Raw genomic sequence first — 19985 nt, 5'->3', positions numbered from 1 at the left:
CACGTCCGCCCAGCTCACCGTCGCACAGCGCACCTGGGTCTCGGTGTTCGCGACCGCGTTCGTCCTTCTGTCGATGATCGTGCTCGGGTTGCTCGGCTGAGCCTCTCGGCGAACGTCCAGACTTGCTTGAGCGGCACGCCGCGGCGAATGCTCGCGGCGGCCGCTCACGAAGCAACTCGGCGCCACGACGATGTCGACCTCTAGTCGGCACTCTTAGGCGACGTCTGGCATGGGAAGCCCTCACCGCGGCAGAGCTTGAACCTCCGGCACCGGAGCGAACACCATGACCCGTTATCGACGGTTCTTGGGCGGTTCCTTTGCTCCGACGATGACATCTTGACCGAGGAACTCCTTGATCAGATGCTTCAGCTCCGGGCCCTCGATCAGCCGGAGGCGTTCGTTCCGCTGCGCGAAATCATGACCCGCCTTGCCGTAATAGGAGGTGGTGACCATGATTCCAGTTCCCGCCTTCTTGTCCTCCATCGTGCCCCAGAGGGCTCTCACCGCCTCGACCGGAACACTCTTCACGTAGCGTTTGGCCTGGATGACTGCCAGACCGCCCATGACCGGATCCGGGTTTACTGCAATCGCGTCGAGGCCATCATCTCGCGACGCTTGGGTCACCCAGGATTTCATGCCCATCGCTTCGAACAGCTCCCGGACGAGGTGTTCGAACTCGTTCGGTGTCTGCTCCACCAGTACGGTCCGGGAATCCAAGCCCGCCGCTACGGAGTGGGCATCGACGAGGCGGAACCGCGTCAAGTCAGGATCGAAGATCGGCTTTACCGGTTCGACGTCATACGGGTGAGGTGACATCAGGGCGTTCAAGTGACGGAGGCACTCCCGCGGCTCAAGCTTGTCCAGCACCAGCTCATCGAACTTGCCCCTGGACGCAGACACAGTGAGCAGACAAGGCCGGATCGCCTGACCGGTCGCCCGGTCCGTAGTTGAAAGGTGACAGTTCACCGTGACTTCGCTGACCAGGTCAGCCGACGTCGCGGCAAAAGTGTCTCGCAATGCGAGCAACGCAAGTTGAGCGATGAGATCGGCATATCTCTGCCGCACGTCTGCGGGCTTTCTCGGCGTCGGCTCGATCGCGTCACGCACTTTGACGTACCGGAACGCGGTTTCAGCCGGGATCACCTCAGTGCCCGGCAGTTCACGGACAACCAGGACCTGACCGCTATCCGGCCGGTACCCGACCTCGGCCAGCTGAGGAATACCTTCTGGCACTGGTGCCGCCTCCAACGCAATCCGGAGGCATCGTTCGACGGCTTCTTGCTCACCGTTTTGAAACGCCGTCCGGAGCGCGTCGACCTGCGCATTGTGCTGGTCGACGTGCTTCCTTCGCTCCTCTTCACGGTTCGCATGCTGCTGCCGAATGTGATCGAGCTGGGCAAGACGATGCGCTTCCCGCTGCCGATGAGCCGCCTGCTCCTGCTCGAATCTCAGGCGAGCTTGCTGGACGGCCTGGTTATAACGGGTGTCTCCGCCGAACATGCGAGATACAAGACCGGGCGCTGGTGGAGCGAAGTCTTCCCAAAGCGGCGCTCGCTCCGCATCGGAAAGCTTTCCCGCCGACCATTCCTCAGCAACGAAGTCAAGACGCATGCCACGAAAGTCAAGTAGTGCTTGCCGCGTCAGGCCCGCGTGCAGAACACTTGCAAGTGTTGCACTGCGGGCGGCCGTCGTCGATGTGAGTTCTTCGGCTTCCGCAACCCGCTCTGCGAGGTACTGTGCTTTACGGTCGCGATCCGCCTGTGCCTCCGCGCGCTTGGTCTCGCGCTGCTGGCGTTCAGCTTCCCGCTGCTGTTGAGCGATGAACCGCTCTTGAGCTTTCTGCGCTTGCAAGGCTGCGCGGCGCTCGCGCTCACGTCGTTGTTGCCCCTTGCTTTGCGCCATGCCCTGCCTCCGCCTCGTCTGCGGCTGATCCACGGATGGTTCGAGAGCAGCAGTAACCCGTCACCCAGATCGACTTTAGGTGGCCAGCCGTGACCCCACTTCACGATCACTCGGACGTCGCAAGCTGATTGGTCCAACTGCGTTAATCAGCACGCAAATGTTACAAAGCGTGCTTAGAAGGCCGAGTGATCAGACGAGCCCGACAAGCTTGCACAGCAGCCGTCGATGGCGAGCTTCATCGATCCTAGCTACACACCCGAATAGCACAGTCTGATGACTAACTGATCCGAAACCGCTCCCGATACTCGCTGGGCGTGGTGTTTAAAGTCCGCCGAAAAGCACGGTTCAGCGTCGAGACAGTGCCGAATCCGCAATTCCCGGCAATGCGCGACAACGTTTCATCAGTAGTCTCCAACCGATGCCGCGCCGCCTCGACCCGCGCATGCTCGACGTAGGCGGCGGGCGTCATCCCCAGCTCCGCCTTGAACACCCGCGTGATCTGCCGATCCGTCACGTGGGCATGCGCGGCAAGGTCAGCGACCGTCAGCGGATCCGCCAGATGCGCGGCGATATGGTGCCGCAACTCATCCACCCGCCGGGTCGCGGACGCGGGCTCCAGCGACACGCTGAACTGGCTCTGCCCACCCGGCCGCCGCAGGAACATGACGAGCTGACGAGCCACCCGCGAGGCCAGCTCCAGACCGTAATCATCGGCCACCAGCGCCAACGCGAGGTCAAGACAGGCACTCAGCCCAGCCCCGGTCCACACCGAACCGTCGCGGATGAAAATCGGATCCGCATCGACCGTCACTCCCGGATGCTCCGCCGCCAGCTGCCGAGCGGTCGACCAATGCGTAGTGGCGCGTTTTCCCTCGAGCAGCCCCGCCGCGGCAAGAATGTGCGCCCCAACGCACACTGACGCCACCCGGCGCGTATGCCCAGCCAGCCGGCGAACTTCGTCGACCACCTCGGGGTCACACCAAGCGACAATCTCCCCATCCGCAGCGGTCTTGACCGCACCCGGCACGACGAGGGTGTCGATCGCCCTCCCCGCCAACTCCGCGAAGGTCACGTCCGGCAGCACCCGCACCCCCGCCGACGTGGTCACCGGGTCCAGCGTCTCCGCCGCGAGCACCACCTCATAGCCCGTCGGCCGGTCCATTTCCCGCTGCAGCAAGGAAAACACCTCGGCCGGCCCGGTCACGTCAAGCAGATCGATCCGGTCGAACAGGACGACGACCATCAGCCGCTTCATCGCACTCCCCATGTCGGTTTCTGCGCTTTGCATGTCATTGCCGACATCCACCGCCGAGCCTAGCGTCGATCGTGCGGACCGGACGAGAGGAAATCCGAACATGACGAGGACGACGCTGCGGGAACTGAACGGTCTCGACCAGACCCCGGCAACACTGGCCGACTCGACGCTGATCTTGGTCGACTACCAGAACACCTACACCCGCGGCGTGATGGAGCTGGAGGGCTGGCAGCCAGCCCTGACCGCCGCGAAAGACCTGCTCGCCAAGGCCCGCGCCGCCGGGGCGAAGGTGATCCACGTCATCCACGACAGCGGCGAGGGCACGCCGTACGACATCCGCGCCGAGATCGGCAGCATCCACCCGGACGTCACGCCGATCGAGGGTGAGCCGGTCGTGGTCAAGGGCGCTCCGAATTCCTTTGTGGACACCGATCTCGGCGCGCAGGTGGACGCGGCTGGGCACAAGAACGTGGTCATCGCCGGGTTCATGACCAATATGTGCGTCACGTTCACCACCGAAGGCGCGTTCCTGCGCGGTAACCACCCGACCGTGGTCGCCGACGCGTGCGCCACCCGTCCGCTGACGACAGCGGTGGCCGAAGTGAACGCCGAGCAGTTGCACCACAGTGCGCTGGCGACGATCGCTGACCTTTACGGAGTGGTGGTCCCGAGCGTGGCCGACCTGGCGTAGCCGATCAGGCGCGACGCTGCCCGTCGCGATGTCCGTCAGTGCTGGCTGAGCGCTTTCAGCACTTCACCCGAGTGGGTCCACAACAGTGCGCCTCCAGCGCCCGGAACCACTTCGCGCCGGGCACCAGGAATCCGACGGGTGAGCGTCGCGCCATGATCGGGCGAATGACCAAGGTCGTGGGCACCGAAAAGGATCATGACCGGGGTGGGTATTTCCGCAAAACGCAGTTCCCACGGCCGCATCGCGATCAGTGTGTCGCAGACATAACCCGCACCGTCATTCGCGAACCCTTCAGCCAGGGAACGCCGGTAAAGCGGATGGAAGTCCGGAGACGTGTAGAACGCACGATCGGACTCGTGCGCCCCGTTCAGCACCATCGCCTCCATCGACTCCGCGGTGAAGGTCCGCAAGACATCGGCTGCGGCCTGGGGGTCCTCCCGCGCGAGAACAGCCAGTTGCGTCGCTTCCGCGGGCAGCATCGCGGCAATCGCCGAGTATGCGAGTTCGTCCGCCGGAGAGACCAGCACCAGTCGGGATACCCACCCCGCTTGCGCGGCGGCAAGCCCGAACACGCCTCCCTGCGAATTCGCCACCACCGGAATAGCGGACTCTCCGGTGGCACTCTCCGCGAACGTTCGATAGTCGGCCGCGGTCGAAGCGAGAGTCCGCTGTGGGTCCACAGTGGATTTCCCGATTCCGGGCCGATCCATCGTCAAGAGCCGCACGCCGGCCTCGTCCAGCAGATCCTCGGCGAAACGCATGCTGCGACCGGTCGCGGCACCCGCGACGAACAGCACCGGACGCCCGTCCAGCGGCCCGAACGACGCTCCGGCCAGGATTCGCCCGTCCGAGGTTTTCGCTGCGATGTCCATTTCAGCACCTTGCCTGCTCCGGAAAAGTCTCGGCGAACGCCAGCCGGACGCTAGCGACCGACCAGCCGAACCGGCAACTGAAATGGCACCGCCTGGCGAGTCCGAGAGCTGTGGGCGGATCCCCGGGACCAGCCGGGCCCGCAGCCGCCCGGCCGGACTTCTTCACCACGCTCGACTTGAGCTGCATGCGGCCGAACCCGGGCACGGTCGCGTCGATGTCGTGGATACCCCGCACCCCGGTGCCGACCTCAACCACGCCGCCGCCAGCACCCTTGACCTCTGGCCGCGCATCGGGCACACCAGCAGCGCGCCGCTTTCATACGTGTACGGCTCACCACACTCCAGGCACGGCGAAACCGGTCAGACGTTGAAGCGGAACTCCACCACGTCCCCGTCCGCCATCACGTAGTCCTTGCCCTCCATCCGGACCTTGCCCGCCGATCGCGCGGCCGCCATTGAGCCCGCCTCGACGAGGTCCGCGAACGACACGACCTCGGCCTTGATGAAGCCGCGCTCGAAGTCCGTGTGGATGACGCCGGCGGCCTGCGGGGCGGTCGCGCCCTGCAGGATCGTCCAGGCGCGGGATTCCTTCGGGCCCGCCGTGAGGTAGGTCTGCAGGCCGAGCGTGTGGAAACCCGCGCGGGCCAGCGCGTTCAGGCCCGGTTCCAGCTGGCCGACGGACTCCAGGAGTTCGCGCACGGACTCCTCGTCGTCCAGTTCGAGCAGCTCAGCCTCGACCTTCGCGTCGAGGAACACCGCGTCCGCGGGTGCGACGAGCTTCGTCAGCTCCTCGCGGCGCGCTTCGTCGGTGAGCACGGCCTCGTCAGCATTGAAGACGTACAGGAACGGCTTCGTGGTGAGCAGGCTCAGCTCGCGCAGCGCCTCGCCGTCGATGTCCTTCTGCGCCTGGAACAGCGTGCGCCCGGAGTCGAGGATCTCCTTGGCCTTCTGGGCGTTTTCGAGCGCCGGCCGCGCTTCCTTCTTGGTGCGGGCCTCTTTCTCCAGCCGCGGCAGCGCCTTTTCCAGGGTCTGCAGGTCGGCGAGAATCAGCTCGGTGTTGATCGTCTCGATGTCGGACATCGGGTCGATCCGGCCGTCGACGTGCACCACGTCCGGGTCGTCGAACACGCGGATGACCTGGCAGATCGCGTTGGCCTCGCGGATGTTGGCGAGGAACTTGTTGCCGAGCCCCGCGCCCTCGGACGCGCCCTTCACGATGCCCGCGATGTCCACAAAGGACACCACGGCGGGCACGGTCTTCTCCGACGAGAAGACCTCGGCCAGCTGGTCCAGCCGCGGGTCCGGCAGCGGCACGACGCCGACGTTGGGCTCGATCGTGGCGAACGGATAGTTCGCGGCGAGCACGTCGTTGCGGGTCAGCGCGTTGAACAGGGTGGACTTGCCGACGTTGGGCAGGCCGACGATACCGAGGGTCAGGCTCACGGCGGTTGAGTCTACGTGCCGCGCGGACGCCCCCGCCGACCCGGTAACGTCGTGTCGGTTTTCCGCCAGTCGAGGCTCTCACCTGCTGGCATCATCGACGGCATGGCTACCTCGACCATCCCGATCTGGCGCGACACCGAGCGCTGCTACCGCGCGGTGACCGCCCGCGACCAGCGGTTCGATGGCCAATTCATCATGGCGGTGCGCACCACCGGCATCTACTGCCGCCCGTCGTGCCCGGCGCTGACGCCGAAGGCACAAAACGTCCGCTTCTACCCCACTTCAGCTGCCGCGCAGGCCGGCGGCTTCCGTGCGTGCCGCCGCTGCCTGCCGGACGCGGTCCCGGGTTCGCCGGATTGGAACGTGCGCGCTGACCTGGCCGCCCGCGCGATGCGGTTGATCTCGGACGGCCTGGTCGAGCGCGAAGGCGTGCCCGGCCTGGCCCGTCAGCTCGGCTATTCGGAACGCCAGCTCGGCCGCGTGCTGACGGCTGAACTGGGGGCTGGCCCGATCCGCCTCGCCCGAGCCCACCGCGCCCACTCGGCGCGCTTGCTGATCGAGATGTCGCAACTGCCGCTCACCGACGTCGCATTCGCCGCCGGGTTCTCCAGCATCCGGCAGTTCAACGAAACGATCCGCGAAGTGTTCGCGACGACGCCGTCTCAGCTGCGCGCAGCCAGCCTGCGCCGCGGAAAACGCAACGAACCAAGCGGCGCGACACGGCTCAGCCTGCGCCTGCCGTTCCGTGCACCGTTCGACGCGGAAGGCGTGCTGAACTACCACGCCTCGCGCGCACTGCCCGGCATCGAAGCCGTCTCGGAGGACGGCTACGGCCGCACCTTGCGGCTGCCACACGGCCCGGCCTCGGTGTGGGTCAGCCCGCGCACCGGCTACGTGCAGTGCGACCTGGCGCTCTCGGACCTGCGAGACCTGAGCAGCGCAGTCAGCCGAGTACGGAGGCTGCTGGACCTGGACGCCGACCCGGAGGCGGTCTCTCGCGTCCTGTCCGCCGACGAGGCGCTGGCCCCGCTGGTCGCCGCCGTACCGGGCATCCGCGTGCCGGGTGCCGTCGACGGTCCGGAAGTCCTGCTCCGCGCTCTACTGGGCTCGGCCGTAGCCGACGTCGTCCAGCTCGGCGAGCCAGTCCCGCCTGCCGACCCGCCCATGGACGCCCTGACGACCCTCTTCCCCACTCCAGCGGCCATCGCCGAGGCTGACGTGAAACCGCTGGTCAAGAAGGTCGCCGCAGCGATTGTCGCCGGTGAACTGGACCTCCACGTAGGCCGGGACGCCGACGAGTTGCGCGCCGAAATGCTCGCGGCCGGTGTCGATCCGGCTACCGCCGACTACGTCGTGATGCGCCTGCTCGGTGCCCCCGACGTCCTGTTGACCGCCGACCCAGCCGTCCGCCGCAGCGCGGCCGAGCTGGGCATCGACCTGACGACGTCCGCGCGCGGCTGGCAGCCGTGGAGTTCGTACGCCAGCAGGTATCTCAGTTCCCGAACCGCTTGAGGAGACTTTTCCCGTGCACACTGCTTTTTGGTCCACTTTGGACACTAAAATCGGCCCGTTCACCGCAGTGGTGGCAGGCGACGGCGCAGTACTGGCCTCCGGCTGGACAGGCGACGTCGCCGAACTGACGCCGCTCATCTCGCCGTCCCTGGCCCCGACGACCCTGACCGAACGCCGAGACCTGGGCCCCGTGACGGCCGCGATCCGCCGCTACCACGGCGGCGACCTCGACGCCGTTGCCGACATCGAGGTACGGCAGCGGTCAGGCCCGTTCCGCGAGCACGCGTGGGAGATGCTGCGCAAGGTCCCGGCAGGCAGCCCGGTGAGCTACGCGGAGTACGCGACCCTCTCGGGCAACCCCTCCGCAGTCCGCGCGGCCGCGACCGCTTGCGCCCGCAACGCGACGGCGTTGTTCGTGCCTTGCCACCGAGTGGTGCGGACCGGGGGTGCGATCGGCAACTTCCGCTGGGGGACGGACGCTAAGCGGTGGCTCCTGCACCACGAAGAGTCCGCTTGAGGGCTGGGTTGAGTCGGCGGGTTGGCTGGGTCGGCAGAGTGGCTGGGTCGGCGGAGTGGCTGCGCTGGGATGGCCGAGCGCAGCCAGGATCGCCAAGCGCGCAAGGTCAGGTCCGATCAGGCCAAGCCAGGCCAGGCTGAGCCGGGCCAAGTCAGGCTGAGCCGAGCCGGACCGAGCCGGGCCGGACCGAGCCAAGTCGGGCCAGGCCAAGCCAGGCCAGGTCGGGCCAGGCCGAGTCGAGGCAGGCCAAGCCGAGTCGAGCCGGGCCAGGCCGAATGGGGCCGAGTTGGGGCGGGCCGAGTCGGGGCGGGTAGGGCCGAGCCAGCCCAGGCCGAGCCGCGTCAGGCTGAATCGGGTCGAGCCGGGTCGGGTCGGGTCGGGTCGGGCTGAGTCTGGCCGGGCCGAGCCGAACCGGGCCAAGTCGGGCCGGACCGGGCTGAGCCTGGCCGGACTGGGCCGAGCCGAACCGGGCCTGGTCGGTCGGGTCGGGTCGGGTCGGGTCGGGCTGAGCCTGGTCGAGTCGGGCTCAGCCTGGCCGGACTGACTTCGGCCAGGCCTGCAGCCTTCCGCGCCCAGCCAACCGCCACCGCCTCGCTCACGCCGGAGCAAGACGCCCTGCCACCCCACAGCCCTTGGCACACCGGCCCCGGCTGCCACCCGGCTCGGTCCTGGCTCGTGTCTCATCAAGCCATCTGCAGCTCCACTCTCGACCCGGTGCGGGACTTCCGCACCCGCAGCCGCGTGGGGATGCGCTGGCGGAGTTCCTCGACGTGCGACACCAGGCCCACCACGCGGCCGCCGGCGCGGAGTTCGTCGAGGATGTTCATCACCACGTCCAGCGTTTCAGCGTCCAAGGTGCCGAAACCCTCGTCCACGAACAGGGTGTCGAGCAACGCACCGCCGGTTTCGCCTGCCACCACGTCGGCGAGACCCAGCGCCAGTGACAGCGACGCGAGGAACGACTCGCCGCCCGACAGCGTCTTCGCCGGACGCACTGTGCCGGAGTAATCGTCCAGCACGTCGAGGCCCAAGCCGCCCCTCGTGCCACGTGCACCCGCCGCATCCGAGTGCACGAAGGAGTAACGGCCCTGGCTCATGGTCCGCAAGCGCGCGGTCGCCGCGAGCGCGACCTCTTCCAAACGAGCGGCCAAGACGTACGAGCGCAACGACATCTTCCGCGCGTTCTGCCCTCGCCCGTTGACCACGTCGGACAGCGCCCGGAGTTCAGCCTGCTCCTCCTCCAACGGCTGCAGCTCCGAGAGCGCCGTGCTCAGCCGTCCAGCCAGCTTCACCAGTTCGCGGTGTTGTGCGGAAACCGCTTGCTGCGCAGCAAAAGCGGTGTCCGTCCGAGCACGTGTCTCCTTCGCGCGCTCGGCTAGCGGCGCGACCTCCACCGTGTCGTCCGGCGCGATCCCAAACAGCTCTGGTTGCGCGAGCATCTCCCGCGCACCGGCGGTCATCGCTTCGGCCTCGGCAAGACCCTGTTCGAGCTTCGTGACCTGCTCGTCGCTGCGAACGGCCGCACGCATTTCTTCGAGGGTCGCGAAACCCTTGGCGTGCAACGAGATCTCGACCAGATCCCGTTGCTCCGCGAGCCGCTTCTCCGCGCCGGACACCGCGGTGTGCGCCTCGGCGGCCAAGTCGAGCGCGCCAGCGAAGGTGAGCAGGTGCTGTCGCCGGGACGGCACGTCCGGGAATTCTCCCCGGCCCGCGATTAGCCGCTGTTCGCGTTCGGCCATCCGCTCGTCCAGCGCCCGTACTTCACCGGTCGCCTCGGTGACCGTCTGCTCGGCGAGACGACGCTGTTCGGCCAACTGCTCGGCACCGCGCTCCAGCTCGGCGACCTTTCCGTGCAGCTGGTCTTTGCGCTGTGCCTGTCGGGAGAGTTCCGCGACGACCGTCCGCGCCTCGGTCAGCGCAGTCGCGATCTCCTCCGCAGTGCGCCCATCCAACCGTTCGCGGAGCGAGACGACTCGGGCCTTCGCCTCCTCCAACGCGGACACCACTCGCTGACGCAGCGCCGACGCCTTCTGTTCGGCTTCCTCGGCTGCGCGTTCTTCGGCGGCGTCGACCAGCGGCGCGTCATGGTTCGCCGGTGCCGGATGCTCGGCTGACCCGCACACCGGACACGCCGCGCGATCCGCCAGACCAACGGCCAGTTCGGCTGCCATCCCGTCGAGTCGCCGTTCGCGGAGGTCGAGCCGACGCTGTCGAGCCGCCTGGTGCTCGTCGACCACTTCGCGCAGTTTCGCTTCGCCACGCGCGACCCGGGCTTCGGCTGGTGGCAATTCCTCGGCCGCGCGAGTGAGCGCCGTCAGCTCTTCGACACGAGATTTGGCCCCGTCCAGCTTCGCGGCCGCTTCTCCCGCCACCGTCGCTTCGGTACGCGCGGCAGCGATCAGACCGGGCAACTCGGCCAACCGCTCCGCGAGGCCGGCCACCTGCTTGGTGGCCTTCTCCGCGACTTTCTGCCGCTCCGCACGGCGTTGCTCGTCGCTCTTCTGCTGAGTGGCTTCCGCAGCCAACTCAGCTAGAGCGCCCGCTTCCTCGCGAACGGAACCCGCCCGTTCACGAAGGTCGGTGACGGCGAGCCCGACCGCGTCGAAACCGAGGTCGGCGAGATCTCGGATCCGGTCCGCCACCAGCACCTGCGCATCGCCAAGCTCGGCCGTGCGCCGGTCCATCAGCTCAGCTTCGGGAACCACCGCGCCGGCGCGCCGGGCCGCCGCGATTTCCTCCGTCCACTCAGCACGTTCGGCCGCCTGCTCGGCAACCTGCGTGAGCCGGGTGTGCGCGGTGCGGACCCGGCGGATCTTCTCCGCGTCCTCTTCCGCCTCACGCAGCGCGACCTCCGCGGACTTCGCCGCCGAACGTGCTTGCGCTGCCTCAGTTTCCGCAGCCTCGGCCGCAGCGGCGACCTTGGTCAACACAGCGTCGACCCACTCCGGCTGACCGTCCTCCGGAGGTTCCTCCTGTGCTTCCTGCGCGTAGCGGGCGAGCAGTTCGCGGACCTCCTGCTGCCGCTTTTCCAGCGCGCGGCCGCGTTCCGCGCGAAGGTCGGCGAACCAGCGTTCGACGTCGGAGAACCGCTCGGTGCCGAACAGCCGTTCCAGCAGCTTCTCGCGTTCCGTGGTGTCACTGCGAAGGAACTTCGCGAATTCTCCTTGCGGCAGCAACACAACCTGGAAGAACTGCTCATTCGTCATGCCCAGCAGCCGCTCGACGGTGCGGGCCACCTCGTCGATGCGGATGCTCCCGTCCGGCGGCAGCCCGGCGGGCGGTTCGCCGACCCAGGTCAGCGAAACCCGAGCCTGCTGGGTGGTGAACCCGTCACCGCGCTTCTTCGGCCGCTGGTACTCCGGGCTGCGCACAATCCGCAGCCGCTGACCCTGCACGGTCAGCTCCAGCACGACCTCGGTCTGCCGATCGGGTTCGGCGAGATCGCACCGCAACCGCTTGACGTCGCCGCGCGCGCCCGGCACCACGCCGAACAACGCGAACGCGATCGCGTCGAGCAGCGTGGTCTTGCCCGCGCCGGTGTCGCCGTGGAGAAGGAACAGACCGTCGGCACCGAGGGCGTCGAAGTCCACCACCTCCCGGCCCGCGTACGGGCCGAAGGCTTCCACCTCCAGCAGATGCAGTCTCACAGCTTCTCCACCGCCGCCCGGTTCGCTGCTTCAAGCGCCAGGTGCACAAGCCGCTCCTCGCGCTCGGTCGGCGGAGCACCGCGGCAGTCGTCGAGGAAACTGCGCGCGATCTCGATGTCACTGCGTCCGCGCACTGCCTCCGCGTACTTCAGTTCGGTGCCCGCGACCCCGCCGTCGGGCCGCCAATCCATGTGCACCGCATAGGGAAAACGCTCCTGCAGCGACCGCATCGCGTCGATCGGACGGACTCGATCCGTGACGGTGACAGACAGGAAATGCTCGCGCCACTGCTCATGATCCGGGTCCGAGAGCAACGTGGCGAGTTCCCCGGAGAGGGTCGCGAGCGGACGCGGCACCGGCAGTTCGTGCCGCCGGACCTCGGCCAGACCGGTGGCGTCGAGGTCCACGAACCACACCGATTTCCGTTGCCGCGCTTCGGAAAACGAGTACGCCAGCGGGCTTCCGGAATACCGGAGGTGCTCCGCGAGCGTCTGCGGGCCGTGCAAATGTCCGAGCGCGACGTAGTCCGCCCCGTCGAACACCGAGCCGGGGACCTGCTCCACTCCGCCGACCGCGATGGTGCGTTCCGATTCGCTGGCTTCGCCACCGGTGACGAAAGCGTGTGCCAGCACTACCGAACGCGTGCCTGGACGACCGGCCAGATCGTCGCGCACCCGTCGCATCGCCTCGCCGAGCACGCCGGTGTGGCCGCGCGCCTCCGGCACGCCCAGCGCGTGCCGCGACGGCTCGGGTTCGAGATACGGGATGCCGTAGAACGCGACCGCGCCGTGTTCGTCTTTCAGCACAACGGGTTCCGCGATGCCCTCGACGGTCGCGCGGACGTGCAGCCCGCCCGCCGCCGCAAATTCGGCGAACGCGCCGAGGCGCGCGGCCGAATCGTGGTTGCCCGGCGTGATCACGAGTTCCGCGCCGGCCCGGCGGATGCGGGTCATCGCGGCCGTAGCCACGCGAACGGCCTCGGCAGAGGGCACCGCTCGGTCGTAGATGTCACCGGCCACCACCACGACGTCGACCGACTCGCGGTCGACGAGTTCGGCGATGTGCGTGAGGACGGCCTCCTGTTCGGTAAGCAGATCGGCGCCGTGGAACGTGCGGCCGATGTGCCAATCAGACGTATGGAGGATTCTCACGGCGACCACGTTAGGAGCAGACACCGACGAAATCCCGGAGGCACGCCGTTGCCCCACTCGAACGTGTGTACGAAGCCGATCAGGGCCACTTCGGACACGCCCAGCCTCGAATCTGCAAAGTCGCAGGTCAGCTACGCAGCGCGACCACGGGTGCCGGTTTTTGTCGGTGCCGTCCGCCATGATGTCTCGCGTCCGGACACCCGACGGACCCGACCGAGAGGAGGACCGGGTGGAGACGGTGATCACCACCGCGGCCGTCGTGCTCGCGCTGCTCCTGTGCGTCGCGGTCGTCGTGCTGTGGCGGCTGTACAACGACGGAATGCGCCGAGCCGACGCGGCCGCGCGGCTCGTGGCGGCGGAGCGCGCGAAGGGCGACCAGCAGCAGCTCGCGTTGCGCCGGTACGAGGTGGCATTCGCGTCGATCCACGGCCGCGGCGAACTCGGCGAACAGGTGCTCGTGGAGACCGCGCGCGCACTCGGACTGCGGGAGGGACTGCACTTCACCCTGCAGACCGATTTGGGCGGCGGCGGAAGCGCGAAACCCGACCTGGTGCTGAATGTCGGCGGCGGCCGGGCGGTTCCGGTCGACGCGAAGGCGAGCATGGCCATCTGGGCGGAGGCGGTCGAGACCGACGACCCGGAAGAACGGCTCGACGCGCTGCGCGTCCACGTCCGGCAGTTGCGCTCCCGCGCGGCGGAGCTGGCGGGCAAGGGCTATCAGCGCTGGGCGGACGCGATCTACGGCACCGTCATGTTCGTCCCGTCCGACGCGGCCGTCGTCGCCGCCCTCGACACCGATCCCGAACTGCTGCGCTGGCTCATCGACCGCCGCGTATTCCTGTGCGGCCCCACGGGATTCGGGGTGCTCGCGTCGGCGGCGCTGTTCGCCGCCAGCGACCGGGCGCTCGTCGAGGACGTCGAGCAAGTGCGCGCGGGCGCCGCCGCCGCACATCGGGCCGCGGGCAATGCGGTCGAAGCGCTGAATCTGTCCAGCACGCACCTTCAGCGCTTCGTCTCGGCCCGCCGGCGCGAACTCGAGGCGCTGGAGTCGTTCCGTGCGACGGTCGCGCCGCTCACCGACGCGTCCGGCAGTCCGGCACCGGTGCCACAACTGCGGAAGGGAGACGAGGTGGCAGCTGGTTGAGGTTGCGGCGCGATGGCCGCGGGCTCGACAAGTCGCGATCGGACGGTCGATGGCACGCACTCGCGGGCAGGTCCGGTGGGATCGCTCGATGTCGGGAGGTTCGGCGTCGGGATGACCGCCTGGAGTCGACGGGAGGCGGGACGCTTTAGCCCGGCAGTTCCTTCGGGTGGAGCGCGGTCCCTGCGGAACGGTGGCTGTGCAGCTTGGCGAGTGTGGGTTCGGCGGCGGCGTTCGAACGGCCCTTCAGCGGGGCGGCTCTCTAACGGGAGCGGCAGCTCGCTCACCGGAGCGGCTGCGTTCGCGCGGATCCTTAGGCGGAGCGGCCGCGTTCGAACGGCGCTTTAGCCGAAGCGGCGGCGTTCGGGCGAGACCGTGGCGGAACGGTGGCGTTCGGGCGCGCCCATAGCGGAGCGGCAGCGTTCGAGCGGCCCCGCAGTGGAGCAGCAGCGTGCGCGAACCGACCCTTAGCGGGAGCGGCGGCGTTCGGCCGAGCCCGCAGCGGAGTGGCCGCGCGGTTCGGGGCGTCGTTGTGCACGGCGGCGGGCGTCCGCAGGCGGTCGGGAGCGACCCCGCTGAGCGCCGGCCATCCAGCGAGCACGGACGAGCCTGACCGCGTAGTCCGGACTGACAGGCCAGATAGCCAGTCCGGATTGCCCGGAACGAACGGCGACGTCCAGCTTGGACACCGCTGCCGAGGCGAGTGAAAGGGCAGGGTTCCGACGTCGCGCGGGCAGGATCGGGGCGCTCAGGCGATTCGCGGGGACGTCAATTCCCGGTCAAGTTCCAGGACGGCGAATGTTCCGGAACAGGACCGGTGACGCCGCCGTCGCCGGGGTCGGCTGGTGGCATAGCCTGGGGTCGGCGCGGGGCCGGGAATCGGGCGGCTGGACCATACCGTCGGTATCACCGCTGGTCAGAGGTCTGGTCCACTGATTCCCCGTCCGGCGCAGCGGGCTTGGCAGGCCGCACCGCGAGTACCGCTCGGCCGAGCGAAAGATCATGCGGTCGAGTGGCTGCTTCGTGCTGTCCTCGGCAGTGCCAACAAGATCGTGACAAGTACGGGCTACGGTGTGCCTCGTGACCGCGATACGCGATCGCCAGAGCGATCCTGATGCCGATGACGCCCCCGTGCCGTGGGACGAGCGTCTCGTCGTCGGCACGAGGCGTGGCCTGCCCTGGTGGGCGGCTGTCCTCGTGGGCTTCGGCTTGGCAGTGCTCGGCGCCATCATCGACGAGAAGTCCACCGGCAGCCTCGGTTTTGTTTTCAAGGCGGGCTACTTCCTCGGGGCCGTGATCGCGGTCGGCGCCGTGCAAAGACGCGGGCTGTTCGGTCCGATGGTGCAGCCGCCGCTGGTGCTCGCCGTCACCGTGCCGGGCGTCGTGCTGCTGACCGGCGGGGGTCCCGAGGCCAACGACACCCTGTCGAAGCTGCTCAACATCGGAACGCCGCTGATCAAGGGCTTCCCGACGATGGCGGTCACCACCGGCGTCACGCTGCTGTTCGGCTTCTTCCGGATCTACCGCGAACGCGACCCGGACGCGCCGGTCAAGATCAAGGACGGCAAGCTGCCGCGCGATCGGGACGGGGACGACGAGAAGGCCCCGAACCGTCCGCGCTCGCGGCCGACGGCTGGCCGTACCGGGCAGACGCCGCCTCCGGGCAACCGTCGCCGCCCGCCGCGTGATCGGGACCTTGACGCGCCACCGCCCCCGGCGCGACGTCCGCGTCCGCCGGCTGACCCGGGTGCGCGTCCCCGGCGGGAGCCGATGGACCCGAACGCGCCGCGCGGTGGCCGGAAGCCGCCGCCGGAGGGGCGTCGTCCCCGGCCGCCGGAGGGCGATCCGCGTCGTCGCGATCCGCGAGGGGACGCGCCGCCGCCGCGTCGTCGGCCGCGTGGGGACGAGCCGCCGCCCGGGCGTCCGCGGCCGCCTCGCCGGGAACCGCCGCGCCGTCAGCGTCCTTGGGACGACGAAGGCTGAGCGGGCACATAGGACACAACGAAAAGGCCGCCGATCCCAGCACCGGGATCGGCGGCCTTTTCGTTGTGCCAGAAGGAATCCGCGGAGGCTCAGGACTCCGGCTTAACAGCCTTCCGCAATTCCTTCGGCAGCGCGAACGCGATCTTCTCGTTCGCCGTAGTCACCTCGTCGACCTGCCCGTAGCCGCGCTCGGCCAGCCACTTCAGCAGGTCCATCACCAGCACGTCCGGCACCGAGGCTCCCGACGTGACCCCGACCGTCGACACGCCTTCCAGCCACGACTCGTCGACCTCCGACGCGAAGTCGATCAGGTGCGAAGCCGACGCACCGGCCTTCAGCGCCACCTCGACCAGCCGCTTCGAGTTCGACGAGTTCTTCGAGCCGACGACCAGCACCAGGTCGCACTCCGGGGCCATCGCCTTGACCGCGACCTGCCGGTTGGTGGTGGCGTAACAGATGTCGTCACTGGGCGGGTCGGCGAGAGTCGGGAAGCGGTCGCGCAACTGGTCGACGCGTTCCATCGTCTCGTCCACTGACAGGGTGGTCTGCGACAGCCAGATCACCTTCGACGGATCGCGCACGTCCACCTTGTCGACGTCCTCGGGCTTGTCGACCAGCTGCACCTTGTCCGGTGCCTCGCCAGCCGTGCCCTCGACCTCCTCGTGGCCCTCGTGCCCGATCAGGAGGATGTCGTAGTCGTCCTTGGCGAACCGGTTGACCTCTTTGTGCACCTTGGTGACCAGCGGGCAGGTCGCGTCGATGGTGCGCAGGTTCCGGTCCGCGGCCTCGGCGTGCACCGCGGGCGAGACGCCGTGCGCGGAGAACACGACGAGCGCGCCCTCCGGCACCTCGGACGTCTCGTCGACGAAAATCACGCCGCGATCGCGCAGGGTCTCGACGACGTGCCGGTTGTGCACGATTTCCTTGCGCACGTACACCGGCGGCCCGTACAGCTCGAGCGCCTTCTCGACGGCGACGACCGCGCGGTCAACGCCGGCACAGTAACCGCGCGGCTTCGCGAGCAGCACGCGTTTGGCGGTGCCGGACCGGGTGATCGTCGGGGTACCGGCGGGTTCGGTTCCGGGACTCGCTGAAGTCATGCCTCCAGGGTACGGGCAGTGCCGATCCGGGGTTGAAGTCCTCGTTCGGATGATGGCGGCGGCCATTCAGGCTGTGCCGGGCGTCACGTCCGGCGCCCCTGGCCACCCGTTCGGTTGGGCAGGACGGCCCTGATGCGGCACGCTGGACCCATGAAGCCACTCCCGCTCCCCCTCCGGGTCGCCGCGGGCCTCGCCGTCACCACCGCCGAGCGGGTTCGTGAGCTCCCGAAGCAGCTCACCGGCCTGCCGGTCACCGTCGTGAGCCAGGTGCTGCAGCTGTCCATGCGCGTCCAGCAGCAGGTCACCGAGCTGGCCATCAAGGGCGACGACGCGCTGTCGATGCTGCGCCCGGTCGAGGACACGCCCAGCTGGGCCACCTTCGACGAGGACGCCGAACCCGAGTTCGCCCCGTCCCGGCCCACGCTCGTGCCGGTCGGCGACCTGCCCGAGCCGCGCACCAACGGCCACCGCACGCAGCCGCCGGACCTTTCCGAGGAAACCCTCGACGACCCGTGGGTCGAAGAGACCCGCGCGCTCGCCGAGGAGCACCCCGAGGGCGAGAACGACAGCTCCGGCCCGGCCGGCCTTGGCAATTACGACGAGCTGACCCTGCCGCAGCTGCGCGCCCGGCTGCGCCGGTTGACCGTGCCGCAGCTGGAAGAACTGCTGGAGTACGAGAAGGCCAACGCCGGCCGCGCGTCGTTCGTCGGCATGCTCGCCCGGCGGATCGGCAACGCGCGCAAGGCCGAGGAACAGCCGGGCGACCCCGCGGAAGGCCAGTGAGCAACGATCCCGCCACCAGCGCGGAGAACCCCTGGCCGGTCCGCACCGTCGCGCGCAAGATCGGCGACTGGGTCCACCGGCTCGGCGACGTCTGGGTCGAGGGCCAGGTCACGCAGATGAACGCGCGGCCCGGCACGCAGACCGCGTTCCTGACCCTGCGCGACCCGTCCGCGGACGTCTCGATGTCCGTCACCTGTCCGATGTGGCTGGTGCGCGAACTCCCGACCCCGCTGCGCGAAGGCGACCGTGTGGTCATCCACGCCAAGCCGTCGTTCTTTTTCGGCCGCGGCACGTTGAGCCTGCGCGCGGACCAGATCCGCGCGGTCGGCATCGGCGAACTCCTCGCGCGGATCGAACGGCTGCGCAAGCTGCTGGCCGCCGAAGGCCTGTTCGCACGCGAACGGAAACGGCCGATTCCCTTTCTGCCCAAGGGGATCGGGCTGATCACCGGACGCGCGTCGGCCGCCGAACGGGACGTGCTGGCGAACGCGCAGGCACGCTGGCCGCACGTGTTGTTCAAGGTGCTGAACACCGCCGTGCAGGGTTCGCAGGCGGTGCCGCAGATCCTCCGCGCACTGTCCATCTTGGACAAAGACCCGGACGTCGACGTGATCGTCATCGCCCGGGGCGGTGGCAGCGTCGAGGATCTGCTGCCGTTCTCCGACGAAGCGCTGTGCCGGGCGGTCGCGGCCGCGGGCACGCCGATCGTCAGCGCCATCGGGCACGAGCCGGACACCCCGCTGCTCGATCACGTCGCCGACCTGCGCTGCTCCACCCCGACCGACGCGAGCAAGCGCATCGTGCCGGACGTCCGCGAGGAAACCGCGCGGGTGCGGCAGATGCGCGACCGCGGCCGTCGCGCGCTGCACGGCTGGGTCGACCGGGAGACGCGGCTGCTGACCCAGTTGCGCAGCCGTCCGTCACTGGCCGATCCGCTGGGCCCGATCGAACGCCGCCTCAGCGACGTCGAGATGCATCGCGAACGCGGCCGTCGCGCGATGCTCGGTCTGCTCGCCAAGGACCAGGCCGAGGTCGCGAACGCGCGGGGCAAGCTGGCCGCGCTCGGCCCGGCGGCCACGATGGCGCGCGGCTACGCCGTCGTGCAGTTCACTGATTCCGCGGGCAACCTCCACGTGCTCCGCTCCGTCTCCCAGATCGAGGACGGAGCGCAGCTGCGCGTGCGGGTCGCCGACGGGGCGGTCCACACGGTGGCCGAATCCGTCGAGCCGACGACCCCCGCACCCGAAGGAGACCGGCCGTGACACACCGGGCCCCGGCGTTCCTCCCGCTCACGGTGGACGCCGCCGCCCGGCTCAACGCCGTCCCGCTGCTGCGGCAGGCCCTGGTCACCGACCATGCGGCGGGCGAATGCTGGACCGCGCTGCTCGCCGGCTGCGGCACCGCGGCCCGGCGCGGGCTGGCCCCGCAGCTCAGGCGGCTGTCCGAAGCGACGTCCGAGCACGTCGGCGTCCGGTGGTGGTTCGCCGAGGGAACCGGGCACCGGCGGCGGGTGGCCAGTGCGCAGGAGAACCTCGAGGACGCCATCGCGGACGGTGACGGGCAGGAGTTCGCGCTGGCGTTCGTCGGGTACGACCACGCGATGGCCAGCGCGGTGGTCGCCTGCCCGCAACGGGCCCGATCGAGCGTCCCCGGAAGCCCCGCCGGACGCGGTAGTCTGCGCCAACAGCCCCGTGCACCACAAGGTCGGAGAACGTGAGCGAAGCAGATACCGTCGGACTCGGTTACGAACAGGCCCGCGATCAGCTCGTCGAGGTCGTGAAGGAACTGGAAGCCGGCGGGCTTTCCCTGGAGCAGTCGCTCGAACTCTGGGAAAAGGGCGAGCGGCTCGCCAAGGTGTGCGAGCGGCATCTGGAAGGCGCGCGCGAGCGGATCGAGGCCGCGCTGGCCTCGGTGGAGACCGACGACGACACAGAGTGACGTGCACCATGCGTGGCTGAATCGGTTATGTGCCCCGGTAATCTGACAGA

General features: G+C 68.8%; 17 protein-coding genes. 9 read left to right on the top strand and 8 right to left on the bottom strand.

Annotation, left to right across the window (positions count from 1 at the left end; genetic code table 11):
* Positions 1-291: 291 nt before the first annotated feature.
* Both ACFSVL_RS01520 and ACFSVL_RS01515 read right to left on the bottom strand, forming a co-directional pair.
* Positions 292-1902, bottom strand: a complete 1611-nt coding sequence (locus ACFSVL_RS01520) for a restriction endonuclease (RefSeq protein WP_378299632.1) — start codon at positions 1900-1902, stop codon at positions 292-294.
* Between the two features lie 277 nt (positions 1903-2179).
* Positions 2180-3208 (bottom strand): GlxA family transcriptional regulator, encoded by a 1029-nt coding sequence (locus ACFSVL_RS01515; protein ID WP_378299630.1) that lies wholly within the window; start codon positions 3206-3208, stop codon positions 2180-2182.
* Between the two features lie 49 nt (positions 3209-3257).
* Here ACFSVL_RS01515 and ACFSVL_RS01510 point away from each other — a divergent pair, with 49 nt between their 5' ends.
* On the top strand, positions 3258-3848 hold the full coding sequence (locus ACFSVL_RS01510; RefSeq protein WP_378299628.1) for a cysteine hydrolase family protein: 591 nt from the start codon (positions 3258-3260) through the stop codon (positions 3846-3848).
* Positions 3849-3883: 35 nt separating this feature from the next.
* Here the strand turns inward: ACFSVL_RS01510 and ACFSVL_RS01505 are convergent, their stop codons facing one another.
* The 3 genes from ACFSVL_RS01505 to ychF form a co-directional block, all read right to left on the bottom strand.
* Entirely contained in the window at positions 3884-4720 is an 837-nt protein-coding gene (locus ACFSVL_RS01505) for an alpha/beta fold hydrolase (protein WP_378299626.1), read from the bottom strand.
* 1 nt (position 4721) lies between these two features.
* Positions 4722-5018 carry a PhnA domain-containing protein gene (locus ACFSVL_RS01500; RefSeq protein ID WP_378299624.1) on the bottom strand — a complete coding sequence of 99 codons (297 nt, stop codon included), beginning with the start codon at positions 5016-5018 and terminating at the stop codon, positions 4722-4724.
* 62 nt (positions 5019-5080) lie between these two features.
* Positions 5081-6163 (bottom strand): redox-regulated ATPase YchF, encoded by a 1083-nt coding sequence (ychF, locus tag ACFSVL_RS01495; RefSeq protein WP_378299622.1) that lies wholly within the window; start codon positions 6161-6163, stop codon positions 5081-5083.
* Between the two features lie 102 nt (positions 6164-6265).
* Between ychF and ACFSVL_RS01490 the strand changes: the two genes are divergently transcribed.
* Positions 6266-7675: a DNA-3-methyladenine glycosylase 2 family protein gene (locus tag ACFSVL_RS01490; protein ID WP_378299620.1), complete on the top strand. Its 1410-nt coding sequence runs from the start codon at positions 6266-6268 to the stop codon at positions 7673-7675.
* Positions 7676-7688: 13 nt separating this feature from the next.
* Positions 7689-8192 carry a methylated-DNA--[protein]-cysteine S-methyltransferase gene (locus tag ACFSVL_RS01485; RefSeq protein WP_378299618.1) on the top strand — a complete coding sequence of 168 codons (504 nt, stop codon included), beginning with the start codon at positions 7689-7691 and terminating at the stop codon, positions 8190-8192.
* 683 nt (positions 8193-8875) lie between these two features.
* Here ACFSVL_RS01485 and ACFSVL_RS01480 read toward each other — a convergent pair.
* Positions 8876-11839 carry an AAA family ATPase gene (locus tag ACFSVL_RS01480; RefSeq protein ID WP_378299616.1) on the bottom strand — a complete coding sequence of 988 codons (2964 nt, stop codon included), beginning with the start codon at positions 11837-11839 and terminating at the stop codon, positions 8876-8878.
* Complete coding sequence (locus tag ACFSVL_RS01475; RefSeq protein ID WP_378299614.1) at positions 11836-12990, bottom strand: exonuclease SbcCD subunit D; 1155 nt, start codon at positions 12988-12990, stop codon at positions 11836-11838. The genes ACFSVL_RS01480 and ACFSVL_RS01475 overlap by 4 nt, the downstream gene beginning before the upstream one ends.
* Positions 12991-13219: 229 nt before the next feature.
* Between ACFSVL_RS01475 and rmuC the strand changes: the two genes are divergently transcribed.
* Both rmuC and ACFSVL_RS01465 read left to right on the top strand, forming a co-directional pair.
* Complete coding sequence (rmuC, locus tag ACFSVL_RS01470) at positions 13220-14134, top strand: DNA recombination protein RmuC (protein ID WP_378299612.1); 915 nt, start codon at positions 13220-13222, stop codon at positions 14132-14134.
* 1077 nt (positions 14135-15211) lie between these two features.
* On the top strand, positions 15212-16114 hold the full coding sequence (locus ACFSVL_RS01465) for a DUF6542 domain-containing protein (protein ID WP_378299610.1): 903 nt from the start codon (positions 15212-15214) through the stop codon (positions 16112-16114).
* Positions 16115-16203: 89 nt separating this feature from the next.
* Here ACFSVL_RS01465 and ACFSVL_RS01460 read toward each other — a convergent pair whose 3' ends face one another.
* The gene (locus ACFSVL_RS01460; RefSeq protein WP_378299608.1) at positions 16204-17214 is read right to left on the bottom strand and encodes a 4-hydroxy-3-methylbut-2-enyl diphosphate reductase; all 1011 of its coding nucleotides are present in this window, start codon (positions 17212-17214) and stop codon (positions 16204-16206) included.
* Positions 17215-17364: 150 nt separating this feature from the next.
* On the opposite strand from ACFSVL_RS01460, the gene ACFSVL_RS01455 reads away from it, so the two are divergent.
* Genes ACFSVL_RS01455 through ACFSVL_RS01440 form a run of 4 tightly spaced genes read left to right on the top strand, consistent with a single transcriptional unit; the run spans position 17365 to position 19935 of the window.
* A complete protein-coding gene (locus ACFSVL_RS01455; RefSeq protein WP_378299606.1) occupies positions 17365-17997 on the top strand; it encodes a lipid droplet-associated protein in 633 nt (210 codons plus the stop codon).
* The gene (gene xseA / locus ACFSVL_RS01450) at positions 17994-19259 is read left to right on the top strand and encodes an exodeoxyribonuclease VII large subunit (protein WP_378299604.1); all 1266 of its coding nucleotides are present in this window, start codon (positions 17994-17996) and stop codon (positions 19257-19259) included. Before ACFSVL_RS01455 ends, xseA begins: the two co-directional genes overlap by 4 nt.
* Positions 19256-19714, top strand: a complete 459-nt coding sequence (locus tag ACFSVL_RS01445; protein WP_378299602.1) for a hypothetical protein — start codon at positions 19256-19258, stop codon at positions 19712-19714. The genes xseA and ACFSVL_RS01445 overlap by 4 nt, the downstream gene beginning before the upstream one ends.
* Positions 19711-19935 carry an exodeoxyribonuclease VII small subunit gene (locus tag ACFSVL_RS01440; protein WP_378299600.1) on the top strand — a complete coding sequence of 75 codons (225 nt, stop codon included), beginning with the start codon at positions 19711-19713 and terminating at the stop codon, positions 19933-19935. Before ACFSVL_RS01445 ends, ACFSVL_RS01440 begins: the two co-directional genes overlap by 4 nt.
* Positions 19936-19985 lie beyond the last annotated feature (50 nt).

The organism is Amycolatopsis silviterrae, from assembly GCF_042684085.1.
Classification (GTDB): domain Bacteria; phylum Actinomycetota; class Actinomycetes; order Mycobacteriales; family Pseudonocardiaceae; genus Amycolatopsis; species Amycolatopsis silviterrae.
This window is presented reverse-complemented; position numbering and strand designations above follow the sequence as displayed.

Excerpts from the sequence above, each read along its gene's own strand:
- ACFSVL_RS01520 (WP_378299632.1), bottom strand. The coding sequence starts at position 1,902 with ATGGCGCAAAGCAAGGGGCAACAACGACGTGAGCGCGAGCGCCGCGCA.
- ACFSVL_RS01510 (WP_378299628.1), top strand. The coding sequence starts at position 3,258 with ATGACGAGGACGACGCTGCGGGAACTGAACGGTCTCGACCAGACCCCG.
- ACFSVL_RS01505 (WP_378299626.1), bottom strand. The coding sequence starts at position 4,720 with ATGGACATCGCAGCGAAAACCTCGGACGGGCGAATCCTGGCCGGAGCG.
- ACFSVL_RS01490 (WP_378299620.1), top strand. The coding sequence starts at position 6,266 with ATGGCTACCTCGACCATCCCGATCTGGCGCGACACCGAGCGCTGCTAC.
- ACFSVL_RS01460 (WP_378299608.1), bottom strand. The coding sequence starts at position 17,214 with ATGACTTCAGCGAGTCCCGGAACCGAACCCGCCGGTACCCCGACGATC.
- ACFSVL_RS01455 (WP_378299606.1), top strand. The coding sequence starts at position 17,365 with ATGAAGCCACTCCCGCTCCCCCTCCGGGTCGCCGCGGGCCTCGCCGTC.